The 24,922-nt window shown below is 59.8% G+C and carries 22 protein-coding genes and 2 pseudogenes; 10 read left to right on the forward strand and 14 right to left on the reverse strand.

All coding sequences use genetic code 11. The features are described from left to right. Positions 1-302 (reverse strand): annotated as a pseudogene (locus QDY28_RS21920) (IS110 family transposase); the annotation flags it as partial. Positions 303-445: 143 nt separating this feature from the next. Between QDY28_RS21920 and QDY28_RS21925 the strand changes: the two are divergent. Beyond that, a pseudogene (locus tag QDY28_RS21925) lies at positions 446-1,437 on the forward strand (IS110 family transposase); the annotation flags it as partial. A 561-nt stretch (positions 1,438-1,998) separates the two neighbouring features. On the opposite strand, the gene QDY28_RS21930 reads toward QDY28_RS21925, so the two are convergent. From QDY28_RS21930 to QDY28_RS21945, 4 genes are read right to left on the reverse strand one after another with little or no spacing between them, the layout of a single operon-like run. After that, positions 1,999-2,529, reverse strand: coding sequence for a sarcosine oxidase subunit gamma family protein (locus tag QDY28_RS21930; protein WP_331383730.1), 531 nt, complete (start codon positions 2,527-2,529; stop codon positions 1,999-2,001). A 15-nt stretch (positions 2,530-2,544) separates the two neighbouring features. Further along, a complete protein-coding gene (locus QDY28_RS21935; protein WP_331383731.1) occupies positions 2,545-5,508 on the reverse strand; it encodes a sarcosine oxidase subunit alpha family protein in 2,964 nt (987 codons plus the stop codon). Then, entirely contained in the window at positions 5,505-5,777 is a 273-nt protein-coding gene (locus tag QDY28_RS21940) for a sarcosine oxidase subunit delta (RefSeq protein WP_331383732.1), read from the reverse strand. Before QDY28_RS21940 ends, QDY28_RS21935 begins: the two co-directional genes overlap by 4 nt. 23 nt (positions 5,778-5,800) lie before the next feature. Continuing rightward, a complete protein-coding gene (locus tag QDY28_RS21945) occupies positions 5,801-7,051 on the reverse strand; it encodes a sarcosine oxidase subunit beta family protein (RefSeq protein WP_331383733.1) in 1,251 nt (416 codons plus the stop codon). An 89-nt stretch (positions 7,052-7,140) separates the two neighbouring features. Here QDY28_RS21945 and QDY28_RS21950 point away from each other — a divergent pair, with 89 nt between their 5' ends. From QDY28_RS21950 to purU, 7 genes are all read left to right on the forward strand, one after another. Continuing rightward, positions 7,141-8,133: a GlxA family transcriptional regulator gene (locus QDY28_RS21950; protein WP_331383734.1), complete on the forward strand. Its 993-nt coding sequence runs from the start codon at positions 7,141-7,143 to the stop codon at positions 8,131-8,133. Positions 8,134-8,170: 37 nt separating this feature from the next. After that, a complete protein-coding gene (locus tag QDY28_RS21955; RefSeq protein WP_331383735.1) occupies positions 8,171-8,842 on the forward strand; it encodes a helix-turn-helix domain-containing protein in 672 nt (223 codons plus the stop codon). A 272-nt stretch (positions 8,843-9,114) separates the two neighbouring features. Further along, positions 9,115-10,020, forward strand: coding sequence for a class II glutamine amidotransferase (locus tag QDY28_RS21960; protein ID WP_331383736.1), 906 nt, complete (start codon positions 9,115-9,117; stop codon positions 10,018-10,020). A 57-nt stretch (positions 10,021-10,077) separates the two neighbouring features. Next, positions 10,078-10,764, forward strand: a complete 687-nt coding sequence (locus tag QDY28_RS21965; protein WP_331383737.1) for a GXGXG domain-containing protein — start codon at positions 10,078-10,080, stop codon at positions 10,762-10,764. 14 nt (positions 10,765-10,778) lie between these two features. After that, complete coding sequence (locus QDY28_RS21970; RefSeq protein ID WP_331383738.1) at positions 10,779-12,107, forward strand: FMN-binding glutamate synthase family protein; 1,329 nt, start codon at positions 10,779-10,781, stop codon at positions 12,105-12,107. A 78-nt stretch (positions 12,108-12,185) separates the two neighbouring features. Then, on the forward strand, positions 12,186-13,493 hold the full coding sequence (glnT, locus tag QDY28_RS21975) for a type III glutamate--ammonia ligase (RefSeq protein ID WP_331383739.1): 1,308 nt from the start codon (positions 12,186-12,188) through the stop codon (positions 13,491-13,493). Between the two features lie 118 nt (positions 13,494-13,611). After that, positions 13,612-14,496, forward strand: coding sequence for a formyltetrahydrofolate deformylase (gene purU, locus QDY28_RS21980; RefSeq protein WP_331383740.1), 885 nt, complete (start codon positions 13,612-13,614; stop codon positions 14,494-14,496). 334 nt (positions 14,497-14,830) lie between these two features. On the opposite strand, the gene QDY28_RS21985 is transcribed toward purU, so the two are convergent. The 7 genes from QDY28_RS21985 to QDY28_RS22015 form a co-directional block, all read right to left on the reverse strand. Then, complete coding sequence (locus QDY28_RS21985) at positions 14,831-15,184, reverse strand: cupin domain-containing protein (RefSeq protein WP_331383741.1); 354 nt, start codon at positions 15,182-15,184, stop codon at positions 14,831-14,833. Continuing rightward, the gene (locus QDY28_RS21990; RefSeq protein ID WP_331383742.1) at positions 15,177-15,845 is read right to left on the reverse strand and encodes a cysteine hydrolase family protein; all 669 of its coding nucleotides are present in this window, start codon (positions 15,843-15,845) and stop codon (positions 15,177-15,179) included. The genes QDY28_RS21985 and QDY28_RS21990 overlap by 8 nt, the downstream gene beginning before the upstream one ends. Then, positions 15,845-17,395 (reverse strand): ABC transporter ATP-binding protein, encoded by a 1,551-nt coding sequence (locus QDY28_RS21995; RefSeq protein WP_331383743.1) that lies wholly within the window; start codon positions 17,393-17,395, stop codon positions 15,845-15,847. Before QDY28_RS21995 ends, QDY28_RS21990 begins: the two co-directional genes overlap by 1 nt. Continuing rightward, entirely contained in the window at positions 17,392-18,093 is a 702-nt protein-coding gene (biuH, locus tag QDY28_RS22000; protein ID WP_331383793.1) for a biuret amidohydrolase, read from the reverse strand. Before biuH ends, QDY28_RS21995 begins: the two co-directional genes overlap by 4 nt. 98 nt (positions 18,094-18,191) lie before the next feature. After that, positions 18,192-19,118: an ABC transporter permease gene (locus QDY28_RS22005; RefSeq protein WP_331383744.1), complete on the reverse strand. Its 927-nt coding sequence runs from the start codon at positions 19,116-19,118 to the stop codon at positions 18,192-18,194. Then, positions 19,118-20,248: an ABC transporter permease gene (locus QDY28_RS22010; protein ID WP_331383745.1), complete on the reverse strand. Its 1,131-nt coding sequence runs from the start codon at positions 20,246-20,248 to the stop codon at positions 19,118-19,120. The genes QDY28_RS22005 and QDY28_RS22010 overlap by 1 nt, the downstream gene beginning before the upstream one ends. A gap of 22 nt (positions 20,249-20,270) precedes the next feature. Further along, positions 20,271-21,398, reverse strand: coding sequence for a BMP family ABC transporter substrate-binding protein (locus tag QDY28_RS22015; protein WP_331383746.1), 1,128 nt, complete (start codon positions 21,396-21,398; stop codon positions 20,271-20,273). Between the two features lie 339 nt (positions 21,399-21,737). Between QDY28_RS22015 and QDY28_RS22020 the strand changes: the two genes are divergently transcribed. Together QDY28_RS22020 and QDY28_RS22025 are read left to right on the forward strand one after the other, a co-directional pair. After that, positions 21,738-22,430 carry a GntR family transcriptional regulator gene (locus QDY28_RS22020; protein ID WP_331383747.1) on the forward strand — a complete coding sequence of 231 codons (693 nt, stop codon included), beginning with the start codon at positions 21,738-21,740 and terminating at the stop codon, positions 22,428-22,430. Positions 22,431-22,522: 92 nt separating this feature from the next. Then, complete coding sequence (locus QDY28_RS22025) at positions 22,523-22,912, forward strand: RidA family protein (protein WP_331383748.1); 390 nt, start codon at positions 22,523-22,525, stop codon at positions 22,910-22,912. Positions 22,913-22,933: 21 nt separating this feature from the next. On the opposite strand, the gene QDY28_RS22030 is transcribed toward QDY28_RS22025, so the two are convergent. Both QDY28_RS22030 and QDY28_RS22035 read right to left on the reverse strand, forming a co-directional pair. Then, the gene (locus QDY28_RS22030) at positions 22,934-23,515 is read right to left on the reverse strand and encodes an NAD(P)H-dependent oxidoreductase (RefSeq protein ID WP_331383749.1); all 582 of its coding nucleotides are present in this window, start codon (positions 23,513-23,515) and stop codon (positions 22,934-22,936) included. After that, a complete protein-coding gene (locus QDY28_RS22035) occupies positions 23,512-24,921 on the reverse strand; it encodes an FAD-binding oxidoreductase (RefSeq protein WP_331383750.1) in 1,410 nt (469 codons plus the stop codon). Before QDY28_RS22035 ends, QDY28_RS22030 begins: the two co-directional genes overlap by 4 nt. Position 24,922: the final 1 nt, after the last annotated feature.

The following is a 24,922-nucleotide window of genomic DNA, read 5'->3' on the forward strand; positions in this document are numbered from 1 at the left end:
ATCCAAGCTTCCTTGCTCAGCGCCCGTCCTAACCAGAAGCCATCCAGCCCGACCTCTTGGATCACGACCAATGGGTACAATGGGTTCTTTCGCCGTTTGACCTTCTGGCGAAGTGTTGCAAAGCACGCAAGCAAACCGGCGATATCGCCTCCAGTGACAGTGTGGCGGGACATTTTCTTGCTGACAGGTGACAGAGCCGTCACCAGCCATGTTGACTTGCTTAATTCCAACGAGACGAAAATTGCGCCAAGATCGACGAGAGTAGCGGTCTGCGCTTGAGATTGATCTGCCGTAATCGGCATGGTCGGTCTCCAGAGAGTTTTCTAGATGGTGTAACGGGCGGAGCCCAGCTAGCCGAGTTTAAAGGCTTGGTGGTCGTCCCTTACAATGATGGTGTCGCGGAGTCAGGGATTGACCTGCTCCATAGCATCACGGAGAGACGACCATGAAGCAGTATGCCGGCATCGACGTATCATTGGAATGCTCAAGTGTGTGCGTAGTGGATGCGGATGGGCGCATTGTGCGTGAAGCAAAGGTCCACAGTGAACCGGATGCGCTGATCACCTGGTTTGGCGAGCACGGTGTAGCAATGGAACGAATTGGTCTGGAGGCTGGCCCGTTGTCGCAATGGCTTTACGCGGGCATGGCGAAGGCGGGCCTGACGGTCGAACTGATCGAGACGCGCCATGTGCGTGCTGCCTTCAAGACGATGCCGGTGAAGACCGACAAGAAGGATGCGCGCGGGATCGCGCAGTTAATGCGGCTTGGCTGGTTCAGATCGGTGCACTGCGAATCCCTTGCGGCTCAGGAGGTGCGGGCGCTGCTGACCGCACGCAAGCTCATCCAGGGAAAACTTCACGACATCGAGATGAGCCTCCGGGGCATTCTGCGCGGCTTCGGCCTGAAGGTAGGGGCCGACCACCCGGCGAACCTATCGGCGAGCTGATTAAAGGTCATCTGACCTTGGAGGCGATCGCCGTTTCGTTGTTGAAGGTGCGCGAAGCGCTTATGGACGAATTTGCAGGTTTTGAACGAAAGCTACGTGCCATGGCCCGTCAGGACGACAACGCACGGCGGCTCATGACAACGCCCGGCGTTGGCGTCCTGGTGGCGTTGACATTTGTGTCGGCCGTTGACGCTCCGGAGCGTTTTCGATCATCCCGAGCGGTGGAGCCGCACTTCGGATTGACGCCGAAGAAGTATCAATCGGGTGAGACCGATTACACTGGTCGCATCTCGAAGATCGGCGATGTGGGTGTACGAACCGCGCTCTACGAGGCGGCCAACGTCATCTTGACCCGGCCAGTCAAAGACTCGGATCTTAAGACTTGGGCGCTGGCGGTCGCAAGACGTGCGGGACCCAGAAAGGCGCGGGTTGCACTGGCCCGCAAGCTGGCGGTGGTGTTGCACCGCATGCTCAGGGAACCAACTTCATTCCTCGCAAGGCAGCGCCGGCCATGGCCGGCTGAGGAGGACGAATGTAACAAGACAGGCTTTCGGGTGGGCCATACCATCAGCCCCCGGAGCAAGGTCCCTTCGCCGGGACGATGGATGGGTTAGGCCGCAGTGAGGTAAGCAGCACTAGTGGACTGCGCGTTTCTAGATTGGCCAACCGCTCCTCAGCAGACCCCATACAGCAGCGACCCCGCGTCGACTGCGGACAGAAGCAAGCACTCGGCGAGGGATTGAACTCATAAGGGATTGACTCGGGAAAGCCCGTTACAGAAGCGACCTCACTCTGCCACCGTGCAGGCCGCTACTCACCCCTGATGGGATATCAACTGCAAACCGGACGTCGAATGACGGGGTCTCATGTTCTGCTCCCAAGAGCAGTCAGTCGCCGGATGCCTCACCAAGGTCTGGTGTAGTCCTTTTCGCTCCTGCGGCTTTGAGGCGTACCCCGTCTTCAGAGGCTTACGTCGGCAGTCGAACTTCTAACTGCAATCTCGACACGGCAATTCACATTGCGCAGTGTTATGCAGCCGGCGTTGGGCTGCCTTAGCTGAACTCGACACTCATCCGCTCCAGATCGTCCCAAAGACTTTCAGCAAAACCTCGGAGTACGATCAGCTCAAACGCCTCTTCCTCCGTACGTGTCAGATGCACGCCAATGTGACCGACCAGCGTCGTCGTTGACTTTCCAACTGGAAATTCGGCAAGTGCAAAATCCACGGCAGTGCCCTTGGCAAGAACACGCGTCGCTATGGGACCGCGGACAGCAATCCGCACACGCCCGTGGCTCTGATCCACGATATCCGCTTTGGCTTTCAATACCGCTTTCAGATCCTTCAGCCCGGCAAGCGGGAACGGCGTAGCGCCGACCGCAAACCATTGCCCCGGAGACAAAGTGCGAAGCGAGAGACCCGCGACTTTGGCTTCTGCGGCGAGTGCAGGCATCTTTGGGCTGGACGTATTGGCTAGCAGGTGCAGAACGGTTCCGTCAGGGAGCGCTTCGATATGCACGCCAGATCGGGCGATCGGCGGTTGGCCGGCCAATGCGGGGCGAAGCGCGACGCGAAATTCGGACATCAGATATCTCCCGGTTTACGCATGTAGCTTTTCGTTGGCGGGATCGTAGAAGACTGGGCTGCACAGTCGGGCGGGCGTGAATTCACCGCGCAGTCCGTTCCAGACCAGCACCTCTTCTCCATGACGTTCTGAACCGCGGCGAACGAGCGCGAGGCCGATGGTCGAGCCAAGATGCGGCGAATAACAGCTTGAGCTCACATAGCCCTGATCGTTCTCCAGCGTCGGCGCTGCGTCTTTCTCGAGAATATGTGAGCCGGTGCGGAAGCTTGTTGCCGAATCGATTGGCATCACCCCGACAAGCTGATGGCGTTGCGGGTCGTTCAATCCCTCGCGCTCCAGCATCCGTTTGCCGATGAAATCCGGTTTCGTGGCCGAGAGCATTTTTGTGAAACCGAGATCGCCCGGCACGACCGTACCGTTGATCTCGTTGTGGGTGACGTGGCCCTTCTCGATACGCAGCACGGAGAGGGTCTCGACACCATAGGGCTGAATGCCGTGATCGGCGCCTGCTTCCGTGATCGCATCGGCTACGGCCTCTCCATAGCCAGCCGGCACGGCCAGCTCATAGGCCAGTTCGCCGGAGAAGGAGATGCGGAACAGCCGGCCGTGCACTTGGCCACCGAGGAGCGAAACCTCCGATGCGGCCAGGAAGGGAAAGGCGTCGTTCGAAATATCGGTATCGACGATACGTTCGAGGATCGCCCGCGACTTGGGTCCGGCAATCGCCATCTGTGCCCACTGATCTGTTACCGAGGCAAGCCGGACGTCGAGTTCCGGCCACAGCGCTTGCGCGCAAAATTCCAGATGGTTCATGACGCCTGCGGCATAAGCCGTCGTCGTGGTCATGAAGTAACGGTTCTCATCGAGGCGACTTGTGGTGCCGTCGTCATAGATCATGCCGTCTTCGCGCAACATCAGACCGTAGCGGACTTTGCCGACCGGCAGTTTGAGGAAGGCATTGCAATAGACCCGATTGAGAAATTCAGCCGCATCCGCGCCGGTGATCTCGATCTTGCCGAGCATCGAGACGTCGCAAAGACCGGCGTTGAGGCGGACGTTTGTGACTTCCCGGTCGACGCTTTCGCGCCAGCCGGTTTCGCCCGCACGCTGGAACCAGGCGGAACGGTACCAGAGGCCGGTTTCGACAAAGGTTGCGCCGTTCTTCTTCGCCCAGTCGTGCAGCGGCGATTTGCGTACCGGCTGGAAATGGCTGCCATGCGAGAGGCCGGTCAGCGCACCGAAGGAAACCGGCGTGTAGAATGGCCGGAAGGTCGTCGTGCCGACCTCGGCGGGGGAAATGCCGCGGGCTTTCGCGAGCAGGGCTATGGCATTGATATTGGAGAGTTTGCCCTGATCGGTCGCCATGCCGTTGGTCGTGTAGCGCTTGGCAAGCTCCACATGGCCATAGCCTTCCTGCACTGCAAGATTGAGATCCTTGCGATGGACATCGTTCTGATAATCGACAAAGGCTTTGCCGCGCACGCCCGGTATGGTCCAGAGCGGCTTGGCCGGAGCGGCCAAAATCTCGCCCGATACGGCGCCGAAATCGGGTCTGGTGGCGGCGAAGCCAAGTTCTTCCGCAATGGCCGCGCCCTTTGCAGCGCCATCTGTCAAACACGCCGCCAAACCGTCGATACCGGCAGCGGTACCCGCCAGAGCCAATCCCTTCAGGTCGGAGGGGGCCACGAAAGCCGAGAGTTCATCGGACCATTGCGGCTTGCCGCCGCGATGGCAGGCGAGGTGAATGACCGGGCTGAAGCCGCCGGACATGGCGAGCGCGTCGACCTTCAGCGTCTCACTGCCGTTGCTGCCTTCGATGGTGATGCCGGACAGCGCCTTGCCGCCGGTGGCATCGCGGACGACCGCGCCCGAAATGATCCGTGCCCGGCCCTTGTAGGCGGAAGGCGCGGCCGGGCGGCTGTCGATGATCGCCTCAGGTACGATTCCGACAGCTTCGAGATCCTGCGCCAGCGCATAGCCGCTGTCGTTGGTGGTGAAGATCGCCACCTGCTGGCCAGGCGCAACGGCGTAGCGGTTGAGATAGCTGCGCATCGCACCCGCCATCATCACCCCCGGAATATCGTTGCCGCCGAAGACGAGCGGACGTTCTTCGGCGCCGGTCGCGAGCAACGCCTGCTTGGCGACGATGCGCCAAAGACGCTCGACCGGGATCTTGTCGGACGGGACGGCGACATGCTTTTGAACCCGCTCGACGGCGCCGAAGACATTGCCGTCATACCAGCCGAAGACGGTGGTGCGGGGCATGACCGTGACATTCGGCAATGTGGCGAGGTCGGCCAGCACGTGCTTCACAAAGGCCTGCGCCGTCGCTCCGCCAATCACCGCCGTTTCCGACAACAGGCCACCACCTGGCTGCGAATGCTCGTCGGCTATGATCACCCGAGCACCCGCACGCCCGGCTAAAAGCGCTGCGGCAAGGCCGGCGGCGCCGGCGCCAACGACCAGCAGGTCGCAATGCGCCCAGCTTTTCTCATAAGCATCCGGGTCGGCTTCATAGGTCGCCCGGCCGAGACCGGCGGCGCGGCGGATGAAGGGCTCGTAAAGTTTTTCCCAAAGGCCCGCCGGCCACATGAAGGTCTTGTAGTAAAAGCCGGCGCCGAGGAAAGGCGACAAAAGGTTGTTCAGCGAGCCGATGTCGAAATCGAGCGACGGCCAGCGATTCTGGCTTTTTGCTTCCAGCCCCTCGTAAAGCTCCTGCATCGTTGCGCGCGTGTTGGGCTCGGTGCGCCCGCCCCGGCCGATCGTCATCAGCGCGTTGGGCTCGGCGGCACCGGCGGTCAGGATGCCGCGCGGGCGATGGTATTTGAAGCTGCGGCCGACCAGCAGGCGGCCGTTCGCCAGCAGCGCCGATGCGAGGCTGTCGCCTTCGAAGCCCTGCATGCGCTGGCCGTCGAAGGAAAAGAAGAGGGGTTTGCTGCGGTCGACAAACCCGCCGGCAGGAAGACGATGAGGGGTCATGCGGTCACCTCGCGGCGCTCGGCGGCATCGCGGCTTTCGAAAATCTCATGGGTTGCGGTGTCGCGGGTCACCACCAGCCAACGACGGCAGCCGGAGGTGTGGTGCCAATATTCCTCATAGGCGCCACGCGGATTGTCGCGCAAATAAACATAGTCGAACCAGGTTTTCCCGTCCGCTTCGGGCGATGGGCGGCTCAGCGCGGCACCCTTGACGGTGAATTCTTCCTTGGGTCTTTTGCCGCAATGCGGGCAGGAGACGAGGCTGGCCATTTCAGTGTCCTTGCTACGGCGGATCAGTGTAGATTGGGTTGGGCGCCCTGGCCCTTTTCGTCGATCGGATAGCCGCGCTCGAAACGGTCGAGGCGCATCTGCCGCGTGGTGTGATGGGGCGTGTCCTTGGCCAGCAGATGGGCGAAGCAGAAGCCGGAAGCGGGCGTGGCTTTGAAACCGCCATAGCACCAGCCAGCATTGAGATAGAGGTTGCCGATCGGCGTCTTGTCGATGATCGGCGAACCGTCCATCGACATGTCCATGATACCGCCCCAGGAGCGCAGCACGCGAACGCGCGACAGCGCCGGGATCATCGCCTTGCCGGCCTCAGCGACATGCTCGACGGTTGCGAGATTGCCACGCTGGGCATAGGAATTGTAGCCGTCGATATCGCCGCCGAAGACGAGGCCGCCCTTGTCGGACTGGGACACGTAGAAATGTCCGGCGCCGAAGGTGCAGACGCAGTCGATGAACGGCTTCAGACCCTCGGAGACGAAAGCCTGCAGCACGTGGCTTTCGATCGGCAGCTTCATGCCGGCCATCTCCGCGACGCGGGACGAGTTGCCCGCCGCCGCCAGCGCCAGTTTGCCGCAGCCGATGAAGCCTTTTTTCGTCTCGACGCCAACTACGCGGCCGTTCTCCTCACGGATCCCCGTCACCTCACAGTTCATGATGATGTCGACACCCCGGCTGTCGGCGCCGCGTGCATAGCCCCAGGCGACGCCGTCGTGGCGCACGGTGCCGCCGCGACGCTGCAGAAGCCCGCCCTGGATCGGGAAGCGGGCATTGTCGAAATCGAGGAAGGGCAGCATCGCCTTGATGGCGGCGCGGTCGAGAAGTTCGGCGTCGACGCCATGCAGCCTCATGGCATTGCCGCGCCGGGTATAGGCATCGCGCTGCGCATCCGAGTGATAGAGGTTCACCACACCGCGCTGCGACACCATGGCGTTGAAATTGAAATCCTGTTCGAGCCCTTCCCAGAGCTTCATCGAAAGTTCGTAGAAGGGGTTGTTGCCTTCCAGCAGGTAATTCGAGCGGATGATTGTGGTGTTGCGCCCGACGTTGCCAGAGCCGATATAGTTCTTTTCAAGAACGGCAACGTTGGTGATGCCGAATTCCTTGGCGAGATAGTAGGCGGTAGCGAGACCGTGGCCGCCGCCACCAACGATTATGACATCGTAGTGTGGCTTGGGCTGCGGCTCGCGCCAAGCGGCGCCCCATGTCCGGTTGCCTCGCAAGCCCTTCAGGAAAATCGATAGAGCCGAATATTTCATGTCCCGATCTCACGTTGATATCGATTGACCTAACATGACTTTCAACGCAATTATTGCTGCAGAAGGACGTATTTCATGTGTTTTGGGACATGGCCGACAAAAGCATGACACAAAGGATCGGATTCGTACCGGTTCGCAATTTCGCTCTCATGAGCTATGCCTCGGCGACTGAACCTTTGCGGGCCGCCAATCTTATCGCCGGAAGCCCTTTGTACGAGGTGGTTCCACTTTCGGTGAATGCAGCTTCAGTAAGCTGTTCGGCAGGCTTTGACCTGAAATGTCAGGACTTGGCCGAAACGGGAGACACCTTTCACACCATCTTCGTTTGCACCGGCGGTGGTCCCGCTGACTGGGCCGGGGCAGAGACCCTTTATCCCCATCTGCGGAAGCTTGCTCGACAAGGCGTGAAGATCGGCGCGATTTCGAGTGGAGCCTATATGCTCGCGGCCGCCGGCCTTCTCGACCATCATGAATTTACGATCCACTGGGAACATGCTGCATTGTTGCGCGAGACATTTCCTCACCTGACGCCAAGGCAGACGAGATTTGTTATCGACGGCGCACGAATCACGTGCGGCGGCGGCGTGGCGCCATTGGATATGATGCACGCCCTCATCACCGACCGCATGGGAGCCGATTTCGCACGGCGAGTCAGTGATTGGTATCTTCATACCGCGGTTGGAGATTCGGTCGATCCGCAGAGAGGTTCATCCGCCGAACGGTTTGGTACCCATCATCGCGTGCTGCTTTCCGTTTTGGAGAAGATGGAGACCTCGATAGAAAACCCTCTTAGTCGGAACGCGATGGCGAAGTGGGCAGGTCTGAGTACCCGTCACCTGAACCGACTGTTTCTCGAGCATCAGGATACGACCTTTTCCAAGGCCTACCGCGCGATACGTCTGAAGCATGCCCGGCGATTAATAGAGCAGAGTGCCTTGTCGGTCTCACAAGTTGCCTTTGCGACCGGATTTTCCAACGCCGCACAGTTCTCGAATGCCTTCACGGCATTCTTTGGCTTGCGTCCCAAGGATGCACGAAACGCCGCGAAGACTGCACGAAGCGCAGAATATGCTTTAGAGTAGGATCTAAGGATCCAACGACGCGGAAAGCGACGCATAAATGACTGCAGAAAAACTCGCGGAAGCGATGGCCGTAAAACACTGGCTTGATCAAAATCCCCATGCCATCCGTGAACCCCGTGAAAACAATCTTGAGCTGGCTATCGGCCACGCTGTCAAAGAGTGCCGGAAGAAGCTGAACATCACCATCGCGGATCTGGCGAGCGCAACGGGTGTTTCGTCGGGAATGCTCTCGAAGATCGAGCGCGGCAACATCTCCCCCTCGCTCAGCACTTTGCAATCTCTGTCCAAGGCGCTCGGAGTGCCGATCACGACCTTTTTCCGCGGATACGAGGAGCCGCACAAGGCTACGTTCGTGAAGTCGGGGCAGGGGCTGAATATCGAGCGAAGAGGCACGCGCGCTGGCCACCAGTATAGCCTGCTTGGACATATCGATAACAACACAACCGGCGTTTCGGTGGAGCCTTATCTCATCACGCTGACGACGGCGTCGGATGTCTTCCCGACATTCCAACACGATGGGATGGAGTTCCTTCATATGCTCGAAGGTCGAGTTGTTTATCGGCATGGCGACCAACTCTATGACATGGAGCCGGGGGACAGCCTTTTTTTCGACGCTGATGCTCCGCATGGGCCGGAACAGCTCGTCCAGCTTCCATGCCGTTATCTTTCGATCATTTCATATCCAAACAAAGCTGGCAACGAAGCCTGACCGGCTTCTAGCCTGTCGAGTTGTGCCGACATTTACGGCCTTTGGCATCCTGTAGAGCCAAAGGCCGCTGCTTTTGCGCGCCGAATTTTCCCTGAATGCATCCCAGAGCGTCGAGCAAATGGGCATTTGCCCCGTTTTGCCGCGCATTTTTTATGCGTCCTGCCTATCACCTAGTCAAATGTTTCTTGCTACGAACTTTTTGTTCTTGTTAGTTGATCTGGGGTAATCGGCGTGGTAGCTGTTCCTTCATCAACCGAACGGAGGCACACGCTATGTGCGGCATTGTTGGACTGTTCCTCAAGGACAAGAGCCTTGAGCCTCAGCTTGGAAATCTGCTCTCGGATATGCTGATCACCATGACGGATCGCGGGCCAGACTCGGCTGGCATCGCAATCTATGGGGACCCCTCTGAGGGCCGGGCGAAAATTACGATCCAGTCCGCCAATCCGGGCGTGGACTTCGATGGCCTTGCCAGTGACCTTGAGAAGGCCGGCATCAAAGTTGAGGTGTCGATCAAGAGCACGCACGCGATCATCGAACTGGAAGCGTCCAAGCTCGGAAATGTGCGCAAAGCGCTTGAAGAGATCCGTCCGGCAGTCCGTCTTATGGGATCGGGCGAGAGCGTCGAGATCTACAAGGAAATCGGTCTTCCAAAAGACGTTGTGGCGCGGTTTGACGTCCGCTCAATGAGCGGAACCCACGGCATCGGCCATACCCGCATGGCAACCGAATCTGCGGTCACCACGCTCGGCGCCCATCCGTTCTCGACCGGCGCCGACCAGTGCCTCGTGCACAACGGCTCGCTTTCGAACCACAATAATCTGCGCCGCGAACTGGTTCGCGAAGGCATGACCTTCGAAACGCAGAACGATTCCGAGGTCGCCGCCGCCTATCTGACGGCCGAAATGGCCAAGGGCAAGGATCTCGGCCAGGCGCTGACGGGCGCGCTCGACGATCTCGACGGCTTCTTCACCTTCGTCGTCGGCACCAAATCAGGCTTCGGCGTGGTGCGCGACCCGATCGCCTGCAAGCCCGCTGTTATGGCCGAGACAGACCAGTATGTTGCCTTCGGCTCGGAATACCGCGCACTGGTCAACCTTCCCGGTATCGAGAATGCGCGTGTCTGGGAGCCAGAGCCGGCAACTGTTTACTTCTGGGATCACGACAAGGCCGCCTGAGGAACGCCTTAAAAGGAGGAGCCGGCTCAGACCGTCTCCCGGAACAATGAGGATTCTATGCCCATATTCGATCTTTCCAATACCCCTCTTCGCGAGCTGAACAGCGCGCTGCATGCCCTTTCCAAAGGTGCCAACGACACGGAATTCGAAGTCATCAACCCGCGCGGCAGTCATGCCGTTGCCGTTGGTATCGACAGCCCCGTTACGGTCGCTGTCCGAGGGTCGGTCGGCTACTACTGCGCCGGCATGAATGACGGCGGCAGGGTGACGGTCCACGGTTCAGCCGGTCCGGGCGTTGCTGAAAACATGATGTCCGGCACCGTTGTCATCGAGGGCGACGCCAGCCAGTATGCGGGCGCCACCGGCCAAGGCGGCCTGCTCGTCATCAAGGGCAATGCGGCATCGCGCTGCGGCATTTCGATGAAGGGTATCGACATCGTCGTTCATGGCAGTATCGGCCACATGTCGGCCTTCATGGGCCAGTCCGGCCATCTCGTCGTGCTAGGCGACGCCGGCGATGCGCTGGGGGATTCTCTCTACGAGGCCAAGCTTTTTGTCCGCGGTAAGGTCAAGAGTCTCGGTTCCGACTGCATTGAGAAAGAGATGCGGCCGAAGCATCTGGATAAGCTTGCTGAGCTGCTCGACAGGGCAGGGGTCACGGGCGTCAGGCCCGAAGAGTTCAAGCGCTACGGCTCTGCCCGCAAGCTCTACAATTTCAACATCGATAACGCCGACGCGTACTGAGGCGAGGGACACTCATGAGCTATCACAACCCTTATACCCCGCCACGCAAGTCCGCGACCTTCGACGATTATACGCTCGCCGAAATCCGCCGCGCGGCGGCGACCGGCATCTATGACATCCGCGGCGCCGGCACCAAGCGCAAGGTTCCGCATTTTGACGATCTGCTCTTCCTTGGCGCCTCCATATCCCGCTATCCGCTCGAAGGCTATCGGGAGAAGTGCGATACGACTGTGGTGCTCGGCTCGCGCTTCGCCAAGAAACCGATCACGCTGAAGACGCCGATCACCATTGCCGGCATGAGCTTCGGCGCGCTTTCGGGCAATGCAAAGGAAGCGCTCGGTCGCGGCGCGACGATCGCCGGCACCTCAACCACCACCGGCGACGGAGGCATGACGGACGAGGAACGCGGCCATTCGCAGACGCTGGTCTACCAATACCTGCCCTCCCGCTATGGCATGAATCCGAAGGATCTGCGCCGCGCCGATGCTATCGAAGTCGTGGTTGGCCAGGGCGCCAAGCCCGGCGGCGGTGGCATGCTGCTCGGCCAGAAGATCTCCGACCGCGTCGCCAATATGCGTAACCTGCCAAAGGGCATCGACCAACGCTCGGCCTGCCGCCATCCGGACTGGACCGGCCCCGATGATCTCGAAATCAAGATCATGGAGCTGCGCGAGATCACCGATTGGGAAAAGCCGATCTATGTCAAGGTCGGCGGCGCGCGTCCCTACTACGACACCGCGCTCGCCGTGAAGGCTGGCGCCGATGTCGTCGTGCTCGACGGTATGCAGGGCGGAACCGCGGCGACACAGGACGTCTTCATCGAGAATGTCGGAATGCCGACACTCGCCTGCATTCGTCCGGCTGTTCAGGCGCTGCAGGACTTGGGCATGCATCGGAAGGTGCAGCTCATCGTTTCGGGCGGCATCCGCTCGGGCGCTGACGTTGCCAAGGCGCTGGCGCTAGGTGCCGACGCGGTCGCGATCGGCACGGCGGCACTCGTCGCGATCGGCGATAACGATCCGCGCTGGGAAGAGGAATATCAAAAGCTCGGCACGACCGCCGGCGCCTATGACGATTGGCATGAAGGCAAGGATCCGGCCGGTATCACCACCCAGGATCCGGAACTCGCAAAACGCCTTGATCCGGTTGCCGCCGGTCGCCGGCTTGCCAACTACCTCAAGGTCATGACGCTCGAAGCGCAGACGATCGCGCGCGCCTGCGGCAAGAACCACCTGCACAACCTCGAGCCGGAAGATCTTGTCGCACTGACGATCGAGGCATCGGCCATGGCTCAAGTGCCGCTCGCTGGCACGAGCTGGATCCCCGGCAAGACCGGTTTTTAAAAAGCCCCGCTGGGCGCGTTTGGGAGGATGCGGCCGGCTTCATCATCAAGTGTCTAAGATCAACACAAGGGGACAAACGTGACACTCGACCTCTCGCAATATGCCTCCGAAAAGGGCATCAAATATTTCATGATCAGCTACACGGACCTGTTCGGCGGCCAACGCGCCAAGCTGGTCCCGGCGGAAGCCATTGCCGATATGCAGAAAGATGGTGCCGGCTTTGCAGGCTTCGCCACCTGGCTCGATCTGACGCCTGCCCATCCCGACCTGTTCGCGGTTCCCGATGCTTCCTCCGTCATCCAGTTGCCCTGGAAGAAGGACGTTGCATGGGTTGCAGCCGACTGTGTCATGGAAGAACAGCCTGTAGAACAGGCTCCGCGTGTGGTACTGAAAAGACTGGTCGCGGAAGCTGCGAAAGAAGGGCTTCGGGTGAAAACCGGCGTGGAGCCGGAGTTCTTTCTGATCTCCTCAGATGGCTCCGTGATTTCAGACCAGTTCGATACTGCCGAGAAGCCTTGCTACGATCAGCAGGCCGTCATGCGTCGCTATGACGTGATCGCCGAGATTTGCGACTACATGCTCGAACTCGGCTGGAAGCCCTATCAGAACGATCACGAGGACGCGAACGGCCAGTTCGAGATGAACTGGGAATATGACGATGCTCTGAGGACTGCGGACAAGCACTCCTTCTTCAAGTTCATGGTCAAGTCGATCGCCGAAAAGCACGGCCTTCGCGCCACGTTCATGCCGAAACCTTTCAAGGGTCTGACTGGAAATGGATGCCATGCCCACATCTCGGTTTGGGATATCGATGGCAAGGTAAACGCCTTCGCGGATAAGGAAATGCCCTTTGGGCTCTCCGCTCAGGGTAAAACCTTCCTTGGCGGGATCATGAAGCATGCCTCAGCGCTGGCCGCCGTCACGAACCCGACCGTCAATTCCTATAAGCGGATCAACGCGCCGCGGACGATCTCGGGTGCAACTTGGGCGCCGAACACCGTCACCTGGACAGGCAACAACCGCACGCACATGGTGCGCGTGCCCGGCCCGGGTCGCTTCGAACTCCGCTTGCCGGATGGCGCTGTGAACCCTTATCTCCTGCAGGCGATCATTATCGCCGCAGGCCTTTCGGGAATTCGATCGAAAGCCGATCCCGGCTGCCACTATGATCTCGATATGTATCGTGACGGTCATACCGTGACCGACGCTCCGAAGCTGCCTCTCAATCTTCTCGACGCGCTGCGTGAATACGAGAAGGATGAGGAATTGCGAGCTTCGCTTGGTGTGGAGTTCTCCTCCGCTTACCTGAAACTGAAGCATGGCGAGTGGAACACCTATTGCTCGCATTTCACGGAGTGGGAGCGGAGCGCCACTCTCGACATTTGAGTTCTCCCAGCCGCGTCTGTCGGCCACCTGCACCCGTGCTACGGCACGAGTCTTTCTTCTTTGTTCGGCCGGCACCCGTGCCGCCGCTCGGGTCATTCTTCTTTATTCGGAAAGTCCCATGTCTCAGTACATTCTGACGGTTTCATGCGAATCGACCCGCGGCATCGTCGCGGCAATATCGGGTTATCTCGCGGCGAAAGGCTGCAACATCATCGACTCCTCGCAGTTCGATGATCTTGAGAACTCGACGTTCTTCATGAGAGTGACATTCGCCTCGGAAGACGGCGCAAGCCAGGCAGAAATCCGCGAAGGATTCGAGAAAGTCGCTACGCAGTTCGAGATGAGCTTCGAATTGGTCGATGCTTCGCGTCGGATGAAGGTCATCCTCATGGTTTCCCGCTTCGGGCATTGCCTGAACGATCTTCTCTACCGCTGGGGCATCGGAGCGCTACCGATCGACATCGTCGGAGTTATTTCCAACCATTATGACTATCAAAAGCTGGTCGTGAACCACGATATCCCTTTCCACCACATCGCCGTGACCAAGGCCAACAAACCCCAGGCCGAGGCGCGTTTGATGGAGGTCGTCGAGCAATCAGGCGCCGAACTGGTCGTTCTTGCTCGCTACATGCAGATTCTCTCGGACACGCTTTGCCAAAAGATGTCCGGCCGTATCATCAACATCCATCACTCGTTCTTGCCGAGCTTCAAAGGGGCCAACCCTTATAAGCAAGCTTATGAGCGCGGCGTGAAACTGATCGGCGCAACGGCGCACTATGTCACGGCCGACCTCGACGAAGGTCCAATCATGGAGCAGGACACGGTACGCATCACCCATGCGCAGTCTGCGGAGGACTATGTTTCTCTCGGACGAGACGTTGAAGCGCAAGTGCTGGCGCGCGCGATCCACGCCCATATCCATCACCGCACTTTCATCAACGGCAACCGCACGGTCGTATTCCCGGCAAGCCCCGGGTCCTACGCCTCCGAACGGATGGGTTGATGAAATCGCAAGCTTACTCGACGCGAAAAGGGTTTCGCAAACGGTCATTGATCGGTTCAAGACGGTCGCCGAAAAGATTGCGCAACCCTCCGGCAGCGTCCGCGGCTTGCCAGTGGTAGGGGTTGGAGACGATACGGCAAGCCAGACCTATGTGTTCGCAAGAAGCTGAATGGCAGAGGAATGTGGGTTCCGATCAATTCAGCACACCTTGTGGGGCATCCGCTCAACATCGAGCCTTTTCGCGAACACCGCGCCAGCAGTCCTTCATGAGCGCGCAATGCATTTCGATAAAAATCGCGCAGCGAAGCAATGTCGAAGGCCGATATGTCCGATTTCATGCGGTTTCCTGTTCCAGCATTTTTACAGGACGGTCCCACTGGATCAGCACGACACAGCCGGTATTGCTCCAGACCGAGTGCTCGGTGCCGGGCGCATTGACGATGTAGCTGCCGCGGCCGTAGTCGCCCGCCTCATCGGATTGTACCCCATCAAGGACCAGGATGGTTTCCAAACCTTCGTGCCGATGGCGCGGAACGCTGGCACCGGCCTCGTATCTCAGGAGTGCTACGCCTGGCTGGTCGCCTTCGAACGCTCGAATCCAGTGGATTGTCACGTCTTCGCGGAAGGGACCGAATTCAAGCTCCTTCCAGCCGCCTGTGGTGAGTAGTTCGCGCGTGGTCTCAGGCATGGGCAATGCTTTCCAGTATGTCGTTGACATGGGCCGTCCAGCCAACAATTCCGCCTTGGGCGCGTATCATGGCGATGGCGGCTGCTTTAAACTCGGGGAAGTAGCTTTCTGTAGCCTCCTCAGCGAGCAGGCATTCATAGCCGCGGTCGTTCGCCTCGCGCATGGTCGTCTGCACGCAGACCTCGGTCGTCACACCTGCGAAGACAAGCTGTTTGATGCCCTTCTGCTGCAGCACGTCGTTGAGTTCGGTCGCGTAGAAGGCGCCCTTGCCCGGTTTTTCGATAACGACTTCACCCTCTAGCGGCGCGAGCTCCGGCAAGATCGCGGTGCCGGGCTCCCCCGAGATGAGGATGCGGCCCATCGGGCCTTCGTCGCCAATACGGAGCGCCGGATTGCCGCGGTCGCGTTTCGCCGGCGGCAGATCCGAAAGATCAGGCTTGTGGCATTCCATCGTGTGGATGACCGGTAGCCCCGCATAACGGAAGCCCTGGATCAGGCGTTTGACATCAGGCACGATGCTGGTGATGCGGCTGACGTCATTGCCGAGGCTGGCGCCAAAACCGCCGGGCTCGGCGAAATCTCGCTGCATGTCGATGACGATAAGCGCGAGCTGCTCGTACTTCACCGGAAAGGCGAAAGGTTCTGCCTTGATCTCCGTCATCAGTGGTGCCCCGCCATATGGGCGCCGATCACGCCGATGTCGGCCGAGCGCGCCGGCGTCTCGTAGACCAGCCTGCCTCCGGAAATCACCATGATGCGGTCGGACATTTCGAGCAGCTCGTCGAGGTCTTCGGAAAGCAGCAAGACCGCAGTGCCGGAATTGCGAGCCTTCATGATGCGAGCGCGGATTTCAGCGACGGCCGAAAAATCTAGGCCGAAACACGGGTTCGAGACGATCAACAGATCCACTTTGCCGGTCAGTTCGCGGGCAAGCACGGCGCGCTGCAAATTGCCGCCTGAAAGGGCCGCGATCGGCGATGAAGAGGAAGCCGTCCTCACCTTGAAATCGGAAATCAGCGCTGTGGCGCACTTCTTCATCTTACCCTTGTTCAGCCAAATCGCATCCTTGCCATCGGCCTTGAGGTCGAAGGTGCGAAAGGCGAGATTTTCGCTGACCGTCATCCTCGCAGCGCAGGCATTCTGCAGCGGCTCCTCAGGGATGAAGCGGACATTGTTCCTGCGCGTCTCGGGCCGTGTCGCGCGATAGACGTCACCGTTGACGATAACTCGGCCCGTCTCCGTCGGGCGCTGGCCGGCGAGGATTTCCGTCAATTCCTTCTGGCCATTGCCCGATATTCCGGCGATGCCGACGATCTCGCCGGAGCAAACCGTGAGATCGTCGATTTCGATGGTCTTGAGACCCGAGCGGTCGGGCGCCTTGACCTGCTCCACCTTAAGGACCGGATTGGCGCCCTGCGCGATGGGAACGCGGCTGTCGAGCTCGGCGAGCTTGATGTCGCCGATCATCATCGCCGCCATCTCGGCCGTGGAGAGTTCCCCAACTTTTCCGGAGCCGACAAGTCTGCCGCGCCGCAGGATCGAAACGGCATCGGCAAACTTCGTCACCTCGTGGAATTTGTGGGAGATCATCAGCACGGTCAGCTCGCCGCGCTCGGTCATCCCACGCACGAGGCCGAGCATCTCGTCGGCTTCCGCGGGGGTCAGCACCGAGGTCGGCTCGTCGAGGACTAGAAAGGAGCGGCCGAGATAGAGTTGCTTAACGATTTCGAGCTTCTGTTTCTCGCCGGCGGCCAGTTCGCTCACCGGGCGATCCAGCGGTATCCGGAAGGGCATGCGCTCCATGAAGGCGGCAAGGTCCTTCCTCTCCTTTGCCCAGTTGATGATGGCAGGTACTTTTGCGCGGCTGATGACGAGGTTTTCGGCACCCGTTAGCGAGGGGACCAGCGTGAAGTGCTGATAGACCATACCGAGGCCGTAGCTCGCCGCATCCTTGGGCGAGGCGACCGCCACTTCGCGGCCATCGACGGAAAACGAGCCCGATGTCGCGTGATAGAAGCCCATGATGCATTTGACGAGCGTCGACTTGCCGGCCCCGTTCTCGCCGAGCAGGGCGTGGAAGCTGCCAGAGGCCACCTTAATCGAAACATGGTCGAGCGCGGTGAAACCGCCAAAACGCATCGTCATGTCGATCGTATCGATGCCGACGGCCTTGCAGGGCTGCGGAAGAGGTGTGTCGCGGATCGTGCTCATGGCAGCTGGCTCACGAGCATTGCGGAGTTGGAGACAGAGCCGAAGACGCCGCCTTGCATCTTCACCATCTTGATCGCAGCAAGATGGTTGCCGTAATCGGTCGCGCCGCAGCAGTCTTCCAGAAGCAGGCATTCGAAGCCACGATCATTCGCCTCGCGCATGGTGGTGGAAACGCAGACGTCGGTCGTGATCCCTGTCAGGATGATGTTCTCGATGCGCTTCTGATTGAGGATCAGCTCCAGATCGGTGGCGCAGAAGGAACCTTTTCCGGGCTTGTCGATGATCGTCTCGCCCTCGATTGGATAAAGTTCTGGGATGATGTCCCAGCCCGGCTCGCCGCGTGTGAGAATGCGCCCGCAGGGGCCTGGATCGCCGATACCTGCGCCGATGCGCTGTGAACGCCAGCGCTTGTTGGCCGGCAGGTCGGCAAGATCTGGCCGATGACCCTCTCGGGTATGAATGATGTGATAGCCCTTGGCGCGCATGGCGGCCAGAACTTGTCCGATCGGCTCGATCGGCGCCTGGACTAGGGACAGGTCATATCCCATGTGGTCGACATAGCCGCCCTTGCCGCAAAAATCCGTCTGCATGTCTATGATGACGAGAGCGGTGTTGTCCGGCCGCAGGGCGCCGTTATAGGGCCAGGCATAGGGATCGGCGTCGATATAATGTCCTTTGGTCTCGACCATGGCGTCCATCATCTTCTTCTCCTATTCACCGCGTGTTTGAATGTTCTTCCGTCTGTTCGCCCGCTTCGACCGGCTCAGTGCGAGGCTGGACATCAGCTGCGGCCTCCTCATTTCGTCAGCGATAGCGCGCCGGGTGCGCCAGCGATCGAACGTGTCGGCGAGGAGGTCGCGATCATGATGACGAGGGTGAGCACGTAGGGGGCCGCATAGAAGAGGTAGTAGCCCTGCGTCACGCCGATCGATTGCAACGCCGGCCCGAGCGCGCCGGCGCCGCCGAACAACAGAGCGGCAAGAAAGCAGCCGATCGGGTTCCAACGGGCGAAAATGACCAGCGCCACGGCCATAAGGCCCTGGCCTGAGGAAATGCCTTCGTTCCAGGAGCCGGGATAATAGAGCGAGAGGTATGCGCCGCCGATCGCCGCAAGCGATCCGCCGGCGGCGGTGGCGAGCAGGCGCACGCGATCCGGGTTGATGCCCATCGCTCGGGCGGCGTCCGTGCTATCGCCGACGACGCGCAGGATGAGGCCCACCCGCGTATTCCGGAAGGCCCACCAGAGAACGAAAGCGAGCAAGGCGCCGAGAATGAACAGGACATTGATGTTCAGCGCGGCGTCGATCTGCGGCAGGCTGGACCAGAAGCCGAAGGGGATGGACGGCAGATGCGGCGCGGCCGGCTGAATGAAGGACTTGCCGAGGAAGAAGGCGAGGCCCAGGCCGAACTGCATCATGGCGATACCGATCGCGATATCGTTCACCTTCGGCCATTTGCAGATCCAGCCGTGAACGAGGCCGAAGACAGCGCCGGTCGCCATGGCAGCGAGCACGCCGAGCCAGGGCGAGTTGGTCATGACGGCGACGGCGTAGGCCGTCATCGCGCCGAAGACCAGCGTGCCTTCCAAGCCGAGATTGATGCGGCCGGAGCGCTCGGTGATCGTCTCGCCGAGGCTGACAAAGATGAAGGGAGTGGAGACGCGGATCGCGCCCGCCAGGATCGCGAGCGGCACGCCCCAGATGCCGATGCCCGTCTCTTCCATTAGAGGCTCCTTTTCCAAAGGTCGAGATTGAAGATCTTGAAGCGCCCGTAGAAAGTCTCGCAGAAGAGGATGACGATGAAGAGCGTGCCCTGCAGGACCAGTACTGTGGCATCGGGCAGGCCCATGCGGCGCTGGATGAGGCCGCCCGAGGCATTGATGCCGCCGAGCAGGATCGCGACCGGGATGATTGCCAGCGGATTGTGGCGGGCGAGAAAGGCAACGAGAATTCCTGTATAACCGTAACCCGCGGCAAGCGAGGCATTGGCGCTGCCTTGGACGGCGACGACCTCGATCATCCCGGCAAGACCCGCGAAACTGCCGGCGATCGCAGTGAAGCCGGCGATCAATCTGCCGACCGGCAAACCCTGGATCTGGGCGGCGCGCACATTGCCGCCGGCGATCCGCGCCGCAAAACCATAGCTCGTCACCTCAATCAGGACCCATGAGAGGATGCAGGCGGCGATGCCGATGACGAGCCCCCAATGCACATCCATGCCGGGGATGTTGCCGAGCATGTAGTCCGCCGGCAGCGGCTTGGTTGACGGCTTGTTGAGACTGGCGGGATCACGGAGCGGCCCCTCGACGAACTGGTTCATTACGGCGATGGCGATATAGGAAAGCAGCAAGGAGGAGATGGTCTCGTTGACGCCACGGTAATGGCGCAGGAAACCGGCAAAGCCGATCCAGATGCCGCCGACGAGCATCGCGGCAATTGCCATCAGAATAAGAGTGGGAAGGACAGGGGCCGAGCCGACAAGGGGCAAGGCCATAGCTGCGGCGGCAACGCCGCCCAGCACGACCGCTCCTTCCCCGCCGATGATGACGAGGCCGAGGCGAGCGGGCAGGGCGACGCAGAGTGCCGTCAGGAGAAGGGGTGCGGCACGGCTTAAGCTGTTCTGCACCGAAAACCAGCTACCGAAGCTGCCGGTGTACATGAGCTGGAAGAGCATCGCCGGCGATTTGCCGATCGCCAGGATGAAGAGGGAGAAGAGCCCGAGCCCGATCAGGATGGCGGCAAGGCCGATGACCAGGGGTTCGGCCCTTCGCGCCATCCATCCAAGCAGGGGACGCATCGAAGCTGGGTTGTCGGACGCGACTGATACTGCGGGATTATTGGCCTGAACGGTCATGGCGCTTCTCCCCTCACGCGGTTTAGGCCGTGGACCCGACGACGCCCTCGACAAGGTAGTTCATGCTTTCGAGCTCGATCGCATCTTCCGCATAGCTCTTGTCGGCGGCGACGGCGGTGTTACCCTTGTTGTCCTTCAGCGGCCCCTTGAAGACCGAGAAGCCGCCCTTCATCATCTCGGCATGCGTCGCTTCGAATACCTTGCGGCCTGTCTCGGGAACACCTGGGCCGAGCGCGCTCATCTTGACGAAACTATCCTTCAGGCCGCCGCGCACGAAGTTGCCGAGCTTTTCGCCGGCCTGGGCCTTCTTGATGAAGTCGCTATAGACATTCCCCCAGGCCCATTCGGCGCCGGTCAGATATTTCTCGGGCGCAAGCGGGCTTTGATTGGCATGGTAGCCGCAAACGAAGGCACCGCGGCCAGCGGCCGTTTCGACGACCACCTTCGGGCTGTCGACATGGCAGGTGATGACGTCGGCGCCCTGGTCAACCAGCGCGTTGGTGGCTTCTGCCTCCTTGACCGCAAGCGACCATTCGCCGGTGAAGATCACCTGGCAGGTGATGGTCGGATCGACTGAGCGCGCGCCGAGCAGGAAGGCATTGATGTTCTGCAGCACCTGGGGGATCGGCTTGGCGGCGACGAAGCCGATCTTCTTGCTTTTCGTCGCATGGCCGGCGGCGATGCCATTCAGATACTGACCCTGGAAAATATAACCGAAATAGGAGCCGGTATTAGCCGGATGCTTGCCCTCCTGCCACAGCCCGCCGCAATGGCGGAACTGGATATCGGGATATTTGGCGGCCATAGCCAGCATGTGCGGATCGAAATAACCGAAGGAGGTCGGGAAGAGCAGGGTAGCTCCATCGAGATTGATCATCGATTCCATCGTCTTCTGAACGTCCACCGTCTCGGGAACGTTCTCTTCTTCGACGACGGTGATACCGGCCAGCGCCTTCACCGCGGCAGCGCCCTCGGCATGCGCCTGGTTGTAGCCATAGTCATCCTTGGGACCGACATAGATGAAGCCGACGGTGACAGCGGTCTGCGCAAATGCGCGCGAGGAGAGGAGGCCAGACGCTGCGCCGGCGAGAGCGGCGGCGGCAGAAGCCTGAAGGAAATGGCGTCGTTTCATGGAAAGGAGTCTGGTCATGGGAATGCTCTCCTGACGGCGGTTCTGCCGTTTTCAAATGGCTACAGAAAAGTGTATGCAATGGTCATGCCAGATTTTATTGCGATGATTTTCATGGAAAAATCTTGTTTGCGCGGGCGACGTTCCGGGGAATGCATGCAATTTCATCCTGAAATTAGATGAAAAAATATGCACAGCCTACAAAATTACCCGTTTATCTTCGTGGTGGGTTTAAGGGCTAACTAAGACCGGTAGTGCAAAATACAATTTTGATAGACCCATCAATAATATATACTGATGTTTGACTTTGCCGGCTCGAGCGGGCATGTGTATGCAACCGCTACAATGTAGAATCATTCCTTGAGGCAAGTCAGGCGCAGAGAAATCATCAGGGCAGGTACGACCGTCGAGCAGATGGTGCGGGCGATTGCCGACATGATCGTCATCGGGCAGATGCTGCCGGGCGAAAAGCTTGATGAAGTCTCGCTGGCTGCCCGATTTGAAGTCTCGCGCACGCCGGTGCGCGAGGCGCTCCGTGAACTCGGGGCAATGGGGCTTGTCGACCGACAGCCGAACCGCAGCGCCATCGTCGCCACCGTGACCGAAACCTATCTGCATTCTATGTTCGAGGCGATGGCGGAACTCGAAGCGATTTGCGCGAGGCTCTCGGCCGAGCGTATGACGGTCGATGAGCGTCGCACGCTGGAACTGGCACACAAGGCATCCATGAAGCTGGTGCATACCGGCGCTGAAGAGGACTATGCGGCTCATAACATCGAATTCCACACCCGCCTTTATCGCGGCGCGCATAACGATCATGTTTTTGAGATGGTGACACAGACGCGCGCACGGCTCGCCCCATTTCGACGGGCGCAGTTTCGGCTGCCCGGCCGCCTGGCAAAATCCTACGAGGAGCATGGCCGGATTGTGATTGCGATTATGCGAGCGGATGGTACTGCTGCCGCACAGGCAGCCTATTCCCATGTGGAGTTGGTCAGCGATGCGAGCGCGGTGTTTGCCGCAACCCGCGAGCCGAGCGCGCGAGGCACCTGAGATCGTGCACGCTCATCCGCGCCACATTCTCGTTCTCGTTATCCAAACAAATGCAATGACGCATCATCTTTCGCTTTGACGAGGAAATGCCGATGAAGAAAATTTTCAATCCGCCCTCGGTCCGCCGTCCTTTCGGAAATTATAATCATGGGTTGCTTGTTCCGCCGGGCGCTTCGCTGCTCGCCACCTCAGGTCAGCTCGGCGTTGGTGTCGACGACGAGGTGCCGGAGGACATTGGCAAGCAGGCCGAGTTATGCTTCGAAGCAATCAAAGCCATTCTTACCGGTGCGGAGATGAGTTTTGCTGACGTCATCCGCATTTCCGGGTTCGTGACGAAACGGGAGGATTTCCCAGCCTATATGGCGGTGCGCGATCGCTATACGCTGGAGCCGAAGCCAGTCTCGACGTTGATCATCGTCGCCGGTTTCACCCGGCCGGAATTCCTCGTCGAGGTTGAAGTCACAGCCGCCAAAGTATTCTGATGCCCGGTAGCACGTTGCGCTTCAGAAGTTTTCCATCGACGTCTTCACCCTCGCCAGAAAACGCGCTCGCGTTTCAGGCGTACAGTTGTTCATGTCGTAATGAGCAAGGAAGGTGACCGGGCGTAGCGGATTGATCTGTGCCCTCAAAACGCGCTTGACGATCTTCTTCGGCGGGTTGCCGGCGACGAAGGCACGGAACGGGGTTGCTCCATAGGTCAGCACGGCCGCCAGCTTCCTGATATGGCGTAGCCGCGATTCCACCTTGCCATCGACGAGTTCGAAGGAGACACCCGGCAGCCAAACGCGATCGAAATAACCCTTTGATATTGCCGGGAAGCCGAAATTCCAGATCGGCGTGACCAGCACCAGCCCTTCGGCCCGCTTCAGCCGCTCGACATAGGATTTCACCAGGTCGGTATTGCCGGGATAGTCGTGATAGGTGAGCCGGTCATGCCGGGAAAGAACAGGATCGAAATTCTCGGCGTAAAGATCGCATCCGTCTACTTCGTGGCCGGCATGGCGGAGGCTTTCCAGCGTCTGCTTATAAAGCGCCTTGCCGTAACTTTCTTCCACCGGATGTGAATGCAGCACGAGAACCCTCATGAGGCCTCCATGACGCTCGCAAGGCCGGGGAAGAGATAGTTCTTGCCGGCATTGAAATCGAAGTCCGGGTTCTCCCAAGCGATCATCTTGCCGGGGTTTAGAAGCCCCTTTGGATCGGTTTCGTGCTTAAAGGCGAGCTGGACCTTGTCGGTGCGCTTCATGCCGCCTTCCTCCAGCGTGTAGCGGTGCGGATTGAAGATCGGGCAGCCGTGATCCTGGTGAATCCGGATGATCTCTTCGAGACGCTCCTCGGTGGTATAGCGCACCAGCGGCAGACCGGAGCACTGGATTTGGCCGTCGAACCGGATGAATTCGAGATGCCCCGGCACCTCATCGCCGAAGATCTCCACCATTTTGGCGACCTTGGCCACATGATCCGGGCCCGGATATTGGACCTGCAGATAGGTGAAGCCCGGATCGACTTTCAGCGCTCGCAGCGTGGTGTGGTTCCAGGCAAGTTCATAGGCATGAGGGATGCCCTTCATGCTCTCGACCTTGTCGGAGCGGAAGATCACCTCGCCCTTGTGGGCCGAGGTGAAGGCGAGGAAGGCATCCATCGCATGCGGGGCGATCATCAGCACCACGACCGACTGCCCCTTGCGAATATAGGGTTTGTGGCGGGTGAAATAGTCGTACGGGATCGGAGCTGCGATCGGTGCGATTTCCTTGACGAGGATACCGTTGCACTTGGCAAGCGCATCCGAAAAGCGCACGCACGCCATGAAGTCGTCATAACCGACGAGAACATCGACCCAGTCATAGGCAGGCGCCAGCGGCATTTCGATCTCGGTGATGACGCCGTTGGTGCCGTAGGCATGGCTGACCTTCTGCAGATCCCAGCCGGTGAGATCGAGCACGCGCGGCTCGGCCTCCATGGTGACGACGCGCAGGCGCAGAATATTGCCAAGATCGCGCAAGCCACCCCAGCTAATCGAGCCGACGCCGCCGGAGCCGCCGGCAATGAAGCCGCCGACTGTCGCCATCTGCGCCGTCGAGGGATGGAACCGCAGTTCCTGGCCGGAATGAGCCTTGGTCTGCTTGTCGAGCTGGGCAATGATGATGCCCGGCTCGCAGATGACCCGGCCCGGATGGATTTCCTTGATCTTGTCCATCGCGGCGAGGTTCAGCACGATGCCTCCGGAAAGCGGCATCGCCTGGCCGTAATTGCCGGTGCCGGCGCCGCGCGGCGTGACTGGCACGCCGTGCGCAAAGGCGACCTTCAGGGTGCGGATGACCTCTTCCTCGTTTTTCGGCGTGACGATGAGATCGGCCGTCACACGGTCGAGCTGCGCTTTCAGGATCGGCGAATACCAGTAGAAATCGCGGCTCTTCTGGCGCACCAGCGCCGGATTGTCTTCGACGGCGATGCCTTCGAGTTCTTGTCTTATCGTCTGATAATCCGGCATG

The sequence above is a fragment of the Rhizobium sp. BR 362 genome, from assembly GCF_036528765.1.
GTDB lineage: Bacteria > Pseudomonadota > Alphaproteobacteria > Rhizobiales > Rhizobiaceae > Rhizobium.